The organism is Aedoeadaptatus ivorii, from assembly GCF_900638585.1.
In the GTDB taxonomy this organism is placed as follows: domain Bacteria; phylum Bacillota; class Clostridia; order Tissierellales; family Peptoniphilaceae; genus Aedoeadaptatus; species Aedoeadaptatus ivorii.
Map to the genome: position 1 here is coordinate 401,562 of NZ_LR134523.1, position 13,273 is coordinate 414,834.

The following is a 13,273-nucleotide window of genomic DNA, read 5'->3' on the forward strand; positions in this document are numbered from 1 at the left end:
AGATCAATATACCATAGAATCGGAAAATGGGAAAGCCTTACTAAAGTTTTTTCACTGCAAGGCGCGAAAGTTTGAGGATTCGACAAAATGGATATGAACTAAATTGTCGGAAAGTATATTGGGAAAGGGTTGGACGATGAATCGCAACAAACGAGAATATAACAGAGCTACACGAGAATTATACAGTTTTCCCCGCGGGAAAACCGCCACTAAGGACGAAGGGGAATCCATACAAGCGGTACGCGCCTACCGCCGCCGTCGTCGTTCGGTGACGCTGTGGTTGCCGGCGGCGCAGATGCCGCTTACGATCGGCAGTCTCGTGCTGAAAAGTGCGGTATACGGGACGAAAAAAAGCTTTTCCGTCGCAAAATACGTGCGAAGGATGCACGGGGCCTTTCGCAGACCCGCCCTTGAGGTGAAAGACCTGGATCTTGCGATCCAAAGGACTAATGCGTCGCTCAGAAAACAGCGGAAGGAGACCGATATTGACGGCAGATAGCATGCTTTTTCGCGGCATCGACGACTCGAAGCGCGAACGCCTATTGCGGGAACTGGGCGCCGAACGCAGGCATTACGCCGCAGACAGCTATATTTTTCACCAGGAAGAGGAGAGCGCGGGGGTCTATATTTTGCTCGCGGGCTCGGTGGAGGTGGAGCGGATCTCGGCATCGGGACGGCGGCAGATGATCAACCGCTTTACCGAGCCGGGCACGGTGTTCGGCGAGGTATATACCTTTTTGGAGGATCATCCCTACGATTTCGGCTGCGTAAGCCGCAAGGAATCGGAGGTGTTGTTTTTGCCCAAGACCGCCTTTGACCGGAGAAACGGCGAAATCGCCGACCGATTGGTGCGCAATATGCTCGCAATTATGTCGCAAAAGGCGTATTTTTTGAATCTGAAGATGCTGGTACACAGCGCCGGGAGCATTCGGAAGAAGATTATCCTCTATGTATTGTACGAAAATCCGGAGGGCGAGGGGATGCTTCCCTTAAATCGAGAGGAACTCGCGGCGTATTTGGCGGTGCCGCGGCCGAGCCTTTCCCGCGAACTCGGAAAGATGCAGCGGGAGGGACTGATTCGGACGGAAGGAAAGTATGTGCGGTTCGATCCCGAGGTGTTGGAAGAATTTTTGTAAAAGAGGACAAAGGGTAACATTAGTTACGGTACAGAAAGAAGATTGGTTGTATAATCGAAGCATCGAATGGAGCTATGCAACAAAAGAAACCGGGAGGTAGTATATGTTTTGTTATCAATGCCAAGAGACCGTAAGAAACAAGGGTTGTACCGTAAAGGGCGTCTGTGGAAAGACCGCCGAGGTGGCCGATCTGCAAGACGTTTTGATCTATGTAACCAAGGGATTAGCGCAGGTGTATAATCGCCTGGGCGAAAAGAATGTCGAAGTCGAGGACCGCATCGCCGACAATTTGTTTACGACGATTACCAATGCGAATTTCAACCCCGAAAAGGTAGAGGAATTTATCGTAGATACTTTGGATATGAAAAAGTCGCTCCTCGCTTCTATCGACGATCTCGAAAGCCTGCCGAAAGAGGCCGGATTCGATATGCGCGACGGATTGAGTGAAGCGGCGAAGGCGGAATACATCGGCGTGCTCGCCACCGAAGACGAGGACGTGCGTTCCCTGCGCGAGCTGATTACTTACGGCCTGAAGGGCATGGCGGCCTATATCCGCCACGCCAATGTGCTGGGGTATCGAGACGACGACGTCCACGCCTTTATGGCGGATGCCCTCGAAAAGATCACCGACGACAGCCTAAGCGTCGAGGATTTGGTGAATTTGACCCTCCAAACCGGCGAACACGGCGTCAAGGCCATGGCGCTCTTGGACGCAGCCAACACCGGCCGTTACGGCCATCCGGAGATTACCGAGGTCTCGCTCGAACCCAGAGACAATCCGGGCATTTTGATTTCGGGCCACGACCTGGGGGATATGGAAGCGCTGCTGCAACAGACCGAAGGCACCGGCGTAGATGTATACACCCACTCGGAAATGTTGCCCGCGAATTACTACCCCGCCTTTAAGAAGTACGACCACTTCGTCGGCAATTACGGCGGCAGCTGGTGGCACCAACGGGAGGAGTTTAAGAGCTTTAACGGCCCGATTTTGATGACGACCAACTGTATCGTTCCCCCGAAGGACGACAGCTATATCGACCGCTTATATACCACCGGCGTCGCCAGCTATCCCGGCGCGACCTTTATTGAAGGCGAGCTCGGAAAGGACAAGGACTTCTCGGCGCTGATCGAGCAGGCAAAGAACTGCCCGGCGCCCGAAAAGATCGAAGAAGGCACCATCGTCGGCGGCTTTGCCCACAACCAGGTATTTGCCCTGGCGGATAAGGTGGTGGATGCGATCAAAAGCGGCGCTATCTCGAAATTCGTCGTCATGGGCGGCTGCGACGGCCGCCAAAGCGATCGCCTGTACTACGAAGAATTTGCCAAGGCGCTCCCCGATGATACGGTGATCCTCACCGCGGGCTGTGCGAAGTATCGCTACAACAAGTTCCACCTCGGCGACATCGACGGCATTCCCCGCGTATTGGACGCCGGTCAGTGCAACGACTCCTATTCCTTGGCGGTAATCGCCCTAAAGCTCAAGGAGATCTTCGGGCTCGAAGACATCAACGAGCTGCCCATCGTCTATAATATCGCCTGGTACGAACAAAAAGCGGTGATCGTATTCTTGTCGCTGTTGGCTTTGGGCGTAAAGAATATCCACCTCGGACCGACACTGCCGGCATTTTTGAGCGAAAATGTGGTCAAGGTTTTGGTAGAAAACTTCCAAGTTTCCCCCATTACGACGGTAGAAGAAGACATTAAAAAACTCATTACGGCATAAACGCGATTTCAAAAGGCAAGGCGCAAAAGCGCCTTGCCTTTTTTGTGTGCAGGCTATATGCGTGTAAGCACGCCTTCGACATAGGTTTCGATCGTCTGTCGGATCGCATCCTCGCGGCCCGAGGCGTCGACGATCAGATCGCAGCGGCGATTGTCGATGCGCTCCGGCAGAAAACGGCCATTTTCTTTTCGGGCGAGGAGGCGCTGTGTACGCGCCTTCTCTTCGATGACAAAACAGATGCGCTTCGCCCCCATCGCCTGCACTTCCTTTGCGCCCGTATCGTCCAATACGACGACGGCGTGCCTGTTTTTGTCTTGAACCAGCGCATCGAGATCGGTCTTGGGAATGCCGTAGCAGGCGCCGTGGATTTCGGTGGTGGCGAGGAGGGCGCCGGCGCATTTTTTCTTAGAAAAGGCTTCGGCGGAGAGAAAATAATAATCCGCGCCGTCGATCTCGCCCGGGCGCGGCGGCCTCGTGGTGGCGGTGATCAATCGGAAGAAATCCGGTCGTTCGGCGAGGAATTCCGCCTGGGTGGTTTTTCCGGAGCCGGAGGGCCCCTGTATGACAAATAGCATAATCACTTCCTATCTTTCGGTTCCGTATCGCATAGATACCCTCTTTCTGATATGATGGAAACGTCGGCTCATCGTGTACTTTTTCCCGAGATGGGTATACTAGTACAGAACTTTATAAATACAGAAAACATAAGGAGGATACAATGACGATTCGTGTAGGGGTGAACGGTTTCGGCCGCATCGGAAGAGACGTAATTCGAGGTATTCTGTTGCGCGAGGAACTTCCCTTTGAGCTGGTGGCACTCAATGCCAGCGGAGACTGGACGCTGATGGCCCACTTATTCAAATACGACACGGTATATCGCAAATATCCCGGCGACATTCAGGTTGTCGACAAGGGATTCGAAATCGACGGCAAGCTGATTACGATTACGGACCAACGCGATCCCGCGCAAATCCCCTGGAAGGATATGGGCGTGGATTTGGTGATCGACACCACCGGCGCTTTTAAGGACAAAGAAGGCGTACAAAAGCACTTCGACGCCGGCGCGAAAAAGGTCATCGTCACCGCACCCACCAAGGGCGAAGACATTACCATCGTAATGGGCGTAAACCACGATCAATACGATCCCGAAAAGCACCACTTCCTTTCCAATGCTTCTTGCACCACCAACTGCATGGCACCGGTGACCAAGATCATTATGGACAACTTCGGCATCGAAAAGGGCATGATGACTACGGTACACGCCTATACCAACGACCAAAACATCCACGACGCAAAGCATAAAAAAGACTGGAGACGCGCCCGCGCCGCAGCGGAAAATATCATTCCCACCTCCACCGGCGCCGCCAAGGCGGTGGCACAGGTATTGCCCGAGCTCGAAGGCAAATTGAACGGCTATGCGCTCCGCGTGCCCGTTCCCACCGGCTCCATCACCGATATGGTATTCGAACTCTCCAAGCCCGCGACGGCAGAAGAGATCAACGCCAAAGTGAAAGAAGCGGCGGAAGGTCCCATGAAGGGCTATTTGGAATACACCGAAGATCCCATCGTATCCAGCGACATCATCGCCAATCCCCACGCTTCGATCTTCGATGCGTCCCTGACTTTGGCACAGGACAATTTCGTTAAGGTATTTTCCTGGTATGACAACGAATGGGGATACAGTCAAAGAGTCATCGACTTGGCAAGCTTGGTTGCAGAGAAGATGTAATACGGGTCGAGCTCTTACGGGCTCGATTTTTCTTGGAGGAATCATGAATTTAAAATCTATGGACGTAAAGGGAAAGCGCGTACTCTTGCGGGTGGACTTTAACGTCCCCGTAAAGGACGGAAAAGTAACCGACACCACCCGTATCGAAGCGGCAAAACCCACCATCGACCATCTGCTGAAAGCGGGCGCGGCGGTGATCCTGATGAGCCACCGCGGACGGCCCAAGGGAGAATACAAAGAAGAATTCTCGATGGAGCCGGTGCGCAAGGCCGCCGAGGAGATTCTCGGACAAACGATCGCGCCGTTTTTCTCGGGGGTCGTGGTAGACGACAATGTGCGCAAGATGGCAAAAGAACTCGCACCCGGCGAGCTCGCCATGCTGGAAAACCTCCGCTTTCGAAAAGAAGAGGAAGCCAACGACGCATCCTTTGCTGAAGAGCTGGCATCCATCGCCGATTTGTATGTAAACGACGCATTCGGCACCGCCCATCGCGCCCATGCGTCCAATGTGGGCATCGCCTCGAAGCTCCCCTCCGCCTTGGGCTTTTTGATGGGAAAAGAAGTGGAAGTGCTTTCGAATCTCGTCGAAAACCCCGAGCGTCCGTTTGTCGCGATCCTGGGCGGCGCCAAGGTATCGGATAAGATCGGCGTCATCGAGAACTTGATCGAAATCGTCGATTCCGTGCTAATCGTCGGCGCCATGGCGAACACCTTTTTGTTGAGCCAAGGCTACGATATGGGCGCCTCTTTGGTAGAAAAAGAGCAGACCGAACTCGCCGAGCGCCTGATGAAAAAGGCGCGAGAAAAGGGCGTGGACCTGCTCCTCCCCGTGGATCTCGTGGTGGCGAAGGGGATCGATCGTCCCGATACGGCTCGCGCGGTAAAGCCGGGGGACATCGCCCCCGACGAAATGGCATTGGACATCGGAGAAGAGACTGTCAAGGCATACGGCATGATCCTCGACGGGGCGAAGAGCGTGGTGTGGAACGGTCCCGCCGGCGTATTCGAAACCGAGCCCTTTGACGCGGGGACCTTCGATTTGGCGAAGATCCTCGGCGATTTGGACGCCAATGTGGTGATCGGCGGCGGCGATTCCGCGGCGGCGATCACTCGATCCGGGCTGGAAGAGAAGATGAGCCATATTTCCTCCGGCGGCGGGGCGAGCCTGGAATTTTTGGAAGGCAAGAAATTGCCGGGCATCGCCGCCATTGAAGAGGTGTAAGATGAGAAAACTTTTGATCGCAGGAAACTGGAAAATGAACACCACCGTTTCGGAGGGAGAGGCGCTCGCCAAAGCTCTCAGCGCCTACGATTCCGATGCGGTAGAGATGATGGTCGCACCGCCCTTTACCCATTTGGACCGAGTGGGTGCGGTCTTAAAAGACAGCAAAATCGCCATGGGCGCCCAAAATATATCCGCCGACGGATTCGGCGCGCACACCGGGGAGATCGCCGGCGAAATGCTCGCCGATCTGGGCATGCGCTATGTCATCGTGGGCCACAGCGAAGCCAGAGGACGGGGAGAAGACGACGCCCTGATCCGCGAAAAGGCGAAGCGCGCTCTGGAATGCGGCCTCGTGGCGGTGATTTGCTTCGGCGAAAGCGCGGAGATTTACGCCACCGACGAGCGGGTTGCGTTTTTGAAGCGTCAGGTCGCCGAAGCGCTCAAGGGCGCGGATGCCAATGCGGAAGTCGTCCTCGCCTATGAACCCATTTGGGCGATCGGCACCGGAAAGACCGCCGACGGCGACGACGCCGATGCGGTGATCGGAGAAATCCGCGCTTCTCTACCCGAAGGCATGCGCGATTCGGTGCGCATCCTCTACGGCGGGAGCGTAAAGGCCGCCAATGTGGCGTCTTTTGTATCGAAAGAAAATATCGACGGCGTATTGGTGGGTGGCGCGAGCTTAAAGGCCGACGAATTTATGAAGATCGCAGACGAGGCGAGCCATGTCTAAACCGTTTCTGCTCGCCATCTTAGACGGTTACGGCCTCAGCGAACCGGGCCCGTATAATGCCTGTACGACGGCAAAGACCCCGTGCCTCGACGCCTTAATGCAAAATGGCTTTGCCACGCTGGATCCTTCCGGCGAGGCGGTGGGCCTGCCGGCCGGGCAGATGGGAAACTCCGAGGTGGGGCACACCAATATCGGCGCCGGTCGCATCGTCTATCAGGAGCTGACCCGCATTTCGAAAGAGGCGCGGGAAGGAAAGCTCGCCCTGAACCCCGTGGTAGGAGAGGCCATGCGGCGGGCAAAAAAAAGCGCCCTGCATTTGGTGGGACTGGTGAGCACCGGCGGGGTGCATTCCCATAAGGACCACCTGTATGCGCTTTTGCAAATCGCCAAGGACGCGGGCGTAGAAAAAATCTATATCCACGGCATTTTGGACGGTCGCGACGTGGCGCCCACTTCCGCCAAAGAAGAGATCGACGCTTTGCGCGCCTATACCGAACAAATCGGCGCCGGGGAATTGGTGAGCCTGGTGGGCCGCTTTTACGCCATGGACCGCGACAATCGATGGGAGCGGGTACAAAAGGCATACGATCTCTTTGTAAAAGGCGAGGGCGTCGGCTTTACCGACACCGATGTGCTCTTCGATGCGGCCTATGCACGGGGCAATACCGACGAATTCTTCGAACCGGCGGTAAAACTTTCCGGCGGTTTGCCCGTGGGACGCATCGAGGACGACGATGTGTTTTTGTTCTTCAACTTCCGTCCCGACCGGGCGCGGGAGATCGTGCGCGCCTTTGCCGATCCGGATTTCGTAAGCTTTCCGCGGGATCCGAACCCCTCGGTCTATGTGGTCACGATGACCCGCTACGACGAGAGCATTCCCAATACCCATGTCATCTACCCGAAAGAAGTCTTGTCGGACACCTTGGGCGAGGTGCTGGCGAAAAACGGCCTGCGGCAGATGCGCATCGCCGAGACCGAAAAATACGCCCACGTCACCTTCTTTTTAAGCGGCGGCAGAGAGACGCCATTTCCCGGTGAGACGCGGATTCTGATCCCTTCGCCGAAGGTGGCGACTTATGATCTACAGCCCGAGATGCGGGCGAAGGAAGTGGCGGATCTTTTGATCGAAGGCATCCAAAAGGATTTGGCGGATGTATATGTCGTCAACTTCGCCAATCCCGATATGGTCGGCCACACCGGCATTATGGAAGCGGCCACCACGGCGGTAGAGGCGGTGGATGCGGCCCTTGCGCGCGTGCTCGAAGCCCTCGAAGAAAAGGGCGGCGAGGCGCTCATTACCGCCGATCACGGCAACTGCGAAGTGATGCGCGATGAAACCGGAAACCCCGTCACCTCCCACTCTACCAATCGCGTAGCGCTCCTACATGTGGGTAGCGACCGCGCATTGAACGACGGGATTCTCGCCGACATTGCGCCTACGATTTTGGCGGCATTGCACATTCAAAAACCCGAGGCGATGTCGGGACACAGTTTATGGAAATAAGGAGAAGATATGAGCAGTATCATTGAAGTCTACGGAAGAGAAGTCCTCGACAGCCGGGGCAACCCCACCGTCGAGGTGGAAGTACACACATCCATGGGCGGCTTCGGCCGGGCGATCGTGCCCTCCGGCGCGAGCACCGGGGAATACGAAGCGGTGGAACTCAGAGACGGGGGCGAGCGCTACCTGGGTAAGGGCGTAGAAAATGCCGTTCGCAATGTAAACGAAAAAATCTCCCAGGAAATTTTGGGCTTCGACGTACTGGATCAGCTGGGCGTGGACGAAGCGCTCCTCGCCCTCGACGGCACCGAGAACAAGTCAGCCCTCGGCGCCAATGCCATCCTCGGGGTCTCCCTCGCCACGGCGCGCGCCGCCGCCGACGAACTGGGCCTGCCGCTGTACCAATACATCGGCGGCATCAGCGCCCGCACCTTGCCCGTTCCCATGATGAACATTCTTAACGGCGGGGAACACGCCGACAACAATGTAGACATTCAGGAATTTATGATTATGCCCGTGGGCGCGGCAAACTTTAAGGAAGGCTTGCGCATGGGCGCCGAAGTCTACCACAGCCTGAAGAAAGTCATCAAGGACAAGGGGCTTTCCACCGGCGTCGGCGACGAAGGCGGATTTGCCCCCAATCTGGGAAGCAACACCGAGGCGCTGGAGCTGATCGAAGAATCGGTGAAGGCGGCGGGTCTTGTGCCCGGCGAGGACATCGTATTTGCGCTGGATGTGGCGGCTTCGGAACTATATGATGCCGAAAAGGACCGCTATGTACTTTCGGGCGAAGGGCGCGAAATGCGCGCCGAGGATATGGTCGCCTGGTACAAGGAAATCACCGATCGATTCCCCGTAAAAAGCATCGAAGACGGCCTGGACGAAAACGACTGGGAGGGTTGGAAGCACCTCACCGAAGTCCTGGGCGATACGGTGCAGTTGGTGGGCGACGATTTGTTCGTCACCAATGTAAAACGGCTGAAAAGGGGTATCGATGAAAGCGTAGGAAATTCGATCCTGATCAAGTTAAACCAAATCGGAACCCTCACGGAGACCATCGATGCGGTCGAGACCGCCAAGCGCGCGTCTATGACGGCCGTGATCAGTCACAGAAGCGGCGAGACGGAAGATTCGACCATCGCCGATCTCGCAGTCGCCTTAAATGCCGGGCAGATTAAGACCGGCGCACCGGCGAGAACCGATCGCGTGGCAAAGTACAACCAGTTGGTGCGCATCGAAGATGAGTTGGGCTATTTGGCGCGTTACGAGGGGAAAGACATATTTAAGAAATAGAGGCAGCTATGATTCTATATTTAATGCGACACGGAAAGGCCGAAGCCGTCGCCGAGCGCGACGAAGACAGAGCTTTGGTGAAAGAAGGCGTCTTTCAGGCGGAGGACACCGCCGAGGCGTTTTTGCGCAGGGAATGGCCCCTGCCCCAAAAGATTATCGTATCGGAATACCGACGTGCCGTAGAGACGGCGGAGGTCGTCGCCCAAAAACTCGGCGTACACGATGTGAAGGTCGTCGATTACAAAGACGCCACCAGATGGCGCAATATGAAGACCTATATCACCGACGAGCCGATTCTTTTTATCGGCCATCAGCCGAGCCTGGGCATGGTCATCGAAGAGATCACCGGCGAATCGGTATCGGTTAAAAAGGCGAGTTTGCACCGCATCGAGTACGATCCCGATCGCGATCGGGGCGAGTATATCGACAAAATCGAAAGGGTGAGAAAGTGAGATACGCACATACCTGTATTCGGGTAAAGGACTTGGAAGCGTCCATCCTCTTTTATCGAGAGGCGCTGGGGTACGAGATCACGCGCGAAAAGGACCACAGCGAAAACGGCTTTAAGCTGGTGTATATGGCCCTTCCCGGCGACAATTCCGAACTGGAGCTCACCTATAATATCGGCCACGACGCCTACGAGATCGGCGACGGCTACAGCCATGTGGCGGTTCTTGCGGACGACTTAGAAGCGGAACACGCCCGCATCAAAGCCGCCGGCTATCCGGTGACCGAACTCAAGGGACTGCCCGGCGAGGCGACGCGATATTTCTTCGCCACCGATCCCGACGGATACAAGACCGAAGTGATTCGGGCACAGTCGGAAATCTAAGAATCGGCAAATGGCCGTCGGTAGCGTATTTTCAAGGAAAATATGGTACAATAAGTCCGCTAAGAGAATATTCTCTTAGCGTTCTTATTGTAGAATAAAGCGCCTTACGGGCAATGTATATAAATATACGACCGCCGTGATACGCAGTTTAAGAAATAGAATTAAGGGGAGATCGTTTTTGGAAAAGATCGTCGTTGAAAAAAGTCCCGCGCTCAAGGGACGCGTTCGGATCAGCGGAGCAAAAAATGCCGCATTGCCGATCCTCGCAGCTTGTCTGTTGGGTACGGAAGATATTTACTTGGAGGAAGTGCCGGATTTACAGGACGTCAATATTATGTGTAAGGTCCTGGAATCCCTCGGCTCTACCGTGGAAGTGACGGGAAAGGGCAAACTAAAAATCAATTCCGCGAATCTGCGGGAATACAAGACGCCTTTTGAACTGATGAACAAAATGCGTGCGTCGTTTTTGGTAATGGGCCCGCTCCTGGGACGCCTCGGCAAGACCGAAAACTCCCTGCCCGGCGGCTGTACCATCGGCGCTCGCCCCATCGACTACCACTTAAAGGGCTTTCGCGCATTGGGCGCGGATATCGTAGAAGACATCGGCAATATCACCGCGTCCTGTGAAAAGCTCGTCGGCGACAAAATCTATCTGGACTTTCCCTCCGTCGGCGCCACGGAAAATATTATGATGGCCGCCGTATTGGCACAAGGGGAGACGGTCATCGAAAACGCCGCGAAAGAGCCGGAAATCGTCGATCTTTCCAACTTTTTGCGCAAACTCGGTGCCAAGGTCACCGGCGCCGGCACTTCCACCATCCGCATCGACGGGGTAGAAAAACTGGGCGGTGCGCGCCACGCCATTATTCCCGACCGGATCGAAGCCGGTACCTTTATGGTCGCCGCCGCCATTACCGGGGGCGATGTTTTGGTGGAAAATGTGATTCCCAATCACATGAAGCCCATTATCGCCAAGCTCAAGGAATCGGGGTGCAAGGTGATCGAAGAAGGGGACAATGTGCGGGTTATCGGAAAGGAAATTCCCGATTCCATCGACATCAAGACCCTGCCGTACCCCGGCTTTCCCACCGATATGCAGGCGCAGTTTATGGCTTATATGACCCAATGTAAGGGCAGCAATGTGGCGATCGAGACCGTATTCGAAAACCGATTTATGCACGTTGAGGAGTTCCGGAAAATGGGCGCCGACATTAAGATCGACGGCAGAAGCGCCGTGGTCGTAGGGCCCAAGAAACTCACCGGGGCACGCGTGCGCGCCAGCGACCTGCGAGCGGGTGCGGCACTGATCTTGGTGGGTCTCGTCGCCGAGGGCAAGACATATATCAACGACATCTACCATATCGATCGGGGCTATGAGGGAATCGAAGACAAATTCCGCGGCCTGGGCGCCAAGGTCTACCGCATCGAGGAAGATGCGTAGGCGATGGCATTGTCGCAATTGTTTTTATATTGCCGAAGAAGGGTATATTCTCTGAAAGTGTTGAACACCCAAACAACCTAACGAAAGAGAAGTGATGCCATTGAACAAAAAACTCATTGCCGCCGTTTTGGCGCTCGCCATGCTCCTGACCGCTTGCGGCGGCGGGGGCGGCGCCTCGTCGGGAAAAGACAAAGATACCCTGACGATCGCCATGGCGGAAGATGCGACCACGATGGATCCTGTGATCCAAAACAACATCTATTCTGAAAACGTGGTGCGACAAATTTTCGATACCCTGATCGCCAGAAAACCCGACGGCGAGATGGAAAACCGCTTGGCGGAATCCATCGAACAACCCGATGAAACCTCGTATGTCGTAAAGCTCCGCTCCGGCGTCAAGTTTTCGAGCGGCGAGGAACTCACATCGGAGGACGTGGCGTTTTCGCTGGATCGGGCGTCGAAATCCGATTCCTACGCCTATATCTTCGAAAAGATCGACCCCGCCAGCTACGATACATCCGATCCCGCGGTGCTGAAGTTTAAGCTCAAAGAACCGGACGTGTCCTTTAAGGCGGCGCTCGCCCACCCGGCGGCGTCTATCGTAAGCAAAAAGGCGGTCGAAGCCGATCCCGACAAGGCCGAGCGGGAACCGGTGGGCACCGGCCCCTTCAAACTGGAGGATTGGTCGAAGCTCAATTCCCTGACGCTTGCCGCCAACGACGAGTACTGGGGCGAAAAGCCCGCTTTCAATAAGATGGTCTTTCGGATCATCCCCGAGGCGAGCAACCGCGTCATCGAACTGGAAAGCGGCCAGGCGGATCTCGCCTTAGAAATCGCCCCCAACGACATCAAAAAGATCGAAGAAAACGACAAGCTCGCCCTCCACAGGAAGATGGACAACTCCGTGCACTTCGCCGGGTTCAATATGACCCGGGCGCCTTTCGACAATCCGAAGGCGAGAGAAGCCGTCTATTCCGCGCTGGATATACAGGCGATTATCGACTCGGTCTATATGGGCGCGGGCAAAGTCGCCACAGGGCCCATCAACCCGAACTTCGAATACTCCATTTCCGATTCCCTGGAGCCGACAAAGCGGGATATCGAAAAGGCAAAACAACTTTTACAGGAAGCTGGCGTAGAAGAAGGACAGACCGTCAAGCTGTACGTCTCTCAACAACAGGTCCGCAAGGATATGGCGACGATCATCAAGTCCCAGTTGGAAGAAGTCGGCCTGAATGTGGAAATCACTGCATTGGAATGGGGTACCTTCGTCAACGCCTTGGAAGCCAAGGAACACGATATCTTTATTATGAGTTGGGCGCCCTCCGTGGTGGATCCCCACTATACCTTGTTTAGTCCCTACCATACCAAGAATATGGGGGCGGGACCGAACTATATGTACTACAGCAACCCCGAACTCGACGCCCTCATCGACAAGGGCCTCGCGGTGGAAGGGGACGAGCGGGCAGAGGTCTACAAATCGGCACAAGAGCTGATTATGAAAGACAAACCCGTCGTCTATGCACTGTATGGAGAACAGTTGATCGGAACGCAGAAAAATGTTTCCAATTTCGATCCGGATCCCTCCGGCAGTAACGAGTACTATCATATTACGTTCCAATAAAGCAGATTGAGAAAGGCTCCGTTTTTCGGAGTCTTT

Annotated in this window: 13 protein-coding genes; 12 read left to right on the top strand and 1 reads right to left on the bottom strand. The window is 55.1% G+C overall.

The window, feature by feature from the left end:
* The first annotated feature begins 136 nt into the window (after positions 1–136).
* The 3 genes from EL294_RS01960 (at position 137) to hcp (ending at position 2,859) form a co-directional block, all read left to right on the top strand.
* Positions 137–499 (top strand): hypothetical protein, encoded by a 363-nt coding sequence (locus EL294_RS01960; protein ID WP_126464851.1) that lies wholly within the window; start codon positions 137–139, stop codon positions 497–499.
* The gene (locus EL294_RS01965) at positions 486–1,136 is read left to right on the top strand and encodes a Crp/Fnr family transcriptional regulator (protein WP_164715179.1); all 651 of its coding nucleotides are present in this window, start codon (positions 486–488) and stop codon (positions 1,134–1,136) included. Before EL294_RS01960 ends, EL294_RS01965 begins: the two co-directional genes overlap by 14 nt.
* 103 nt (positions 1,137–1,239) lie before the next feature.
* Positions 1,240–2,859, top strand: coding sequence for a hydroxylamine reductase (gene hcp / locus EL294_RS01970; protein ID WP_126464853.1), 1,620 nt, complete (start codon positions 1,240–1,242; stop codon positions 2,857–2,859).
* A gap of 53 nt (positions 2,860–2,912) precedes the next feature.
* On the opposite strand, the gene EL294_RS01975 is transcribed toward hcp, so the two are convergent.
* Positions 2,913–3,434, bottom strand: coding sequence for a guanylate kinase (locus EL294_RS01975; protein WP_126464854.1), 522 nt, complete (start codon positions 3,432–3,434; stop codon positions 2,913–2,915).
* Between the two features lie 143 nt (positions 3,435–3,577).
* Between EL294_RS01975 and gap the strand changes: the two genes are divergently transcribed.
* The 9 genes from gap (at position 3,578) to EL294_RS02020 (ending at position 13,237) form a co-directional block, all read left to right on the top strand.
* Positions 3,578–4,588 carry a type I glyceraldehyde-3-phosphate dehydrogenase gene (gap, locus tag EL294_RS01980; RefSeq protein ID WP_126464855.1) on the top strand — a complete coding sequence of 337 codons (1,011 nt, stop codon included), beginning with the start codon at positions 3,578–3,580 and terminating at the stop codon, positions 4,586–4,588.
* A 43-nt stretch (positions 4,589–4,631) separates the two neighbouring features.
* On the top strand, positions 4,632–5,810 hold the full coding sequence (locus EL294_RS01985; RefSeq protein ID WP_126464856.1) for a phosphoglycerate kinase: 1,179 nt from the start codon (positions 4,632–4,634) through the stop codon (positions 5,808–5,810).
* A gap of 1 nt (position 5,811) precedes the next feature.
* Entirely contained in the window at positions 5,812–6,546 is a 735-nt protein-coding gene (gene tpiA / locus EL294_RS01990) for a triose-phosphate isomerase (RefSeq protein ID WP_126464857.1), read from the top strand.
* Positions 6,539–8,050: a 2,3-bisphosphoglycerate-independent phosphoglycerate mutase gene (gene gpmI, locus EL294_RS01995; protein ID WP_126464858.1), complete on the top strand. Its 1,512-nt coding sequence runs from the start codon at positions 6,539–6,541 to the stop codon at positions 8,048–8,050. The genes tpiA and gpmI overlap by 8 nt, the downstream gene beginning before the upstream one ends.
* Before the next feature lie 9 nt (positions 8,051–8,059).
* Positions 8,060–9,340: a phosphopyruvate hydratase gene (gene eno, locus EL294_RS02000; RefSeq protein WP_126464859.1), complete on the top strand. Its 1,281-nt coding sequence runs from the start codon at positions 8,060–8,062 to the stop codon at positions 9,338–9,340.
* Between the two features lie 8 nt (positions 9,341–9,348).
* Positions 9,349–9,792 carry a SixA phosphatase family protein gene (locus EL294_RS02005; RefSeq protein ID WP_126464860.1) on the top strand — a complete coding sequence of 148 codons (444 nt, stop codon included), beginning with the start codon at positions 9,349–9,351 and terminating at the stop codon, positions 9,790–9,792.
* Positions 9,789–10,172: a lactoylglutathione lyase gene (gloA, locus tag EL294_RS02010; protein ID WP_126464861.1), complete on the top strand. Its 384-nt coding sequence runs from the start codon at positions 9,789–9,791 to the stop codon at positions 10,170–10,172. The genes EL294_RS02005 and gloA overlap by 4 nt, the downstream gene beginning before the upstream one ends.
* A 178-nt stretch (positions 10,173–10,350) precedes the next feature.
* Positions 10,351–11,613, top strand: coding sequence for a UDP-N-acetylglucosamine 1-carboxyvinyltransferase (murA, locus tag EL294_RS02015; protein WP_126464862.1), 1,263 nt, complete (start codon positions 10,351–10,353; stop codon positions 11,611–11,613).
* Between the two features lie 94 nt (positions 11,614–11,707).
* Positions 11,708–13,237: an ABC transporter substrate-binding protein gene (locus EL294_RS02020; protein ID WP_126464863.1), complete on the top strand. Its 1,530-nt coding sequence runs from the start codon at positions 11,708–11,710 to the stop codon at positions 13,235–13,237.
* Positions 13,238–13,273: the final 36 nt, after the last annotated feature.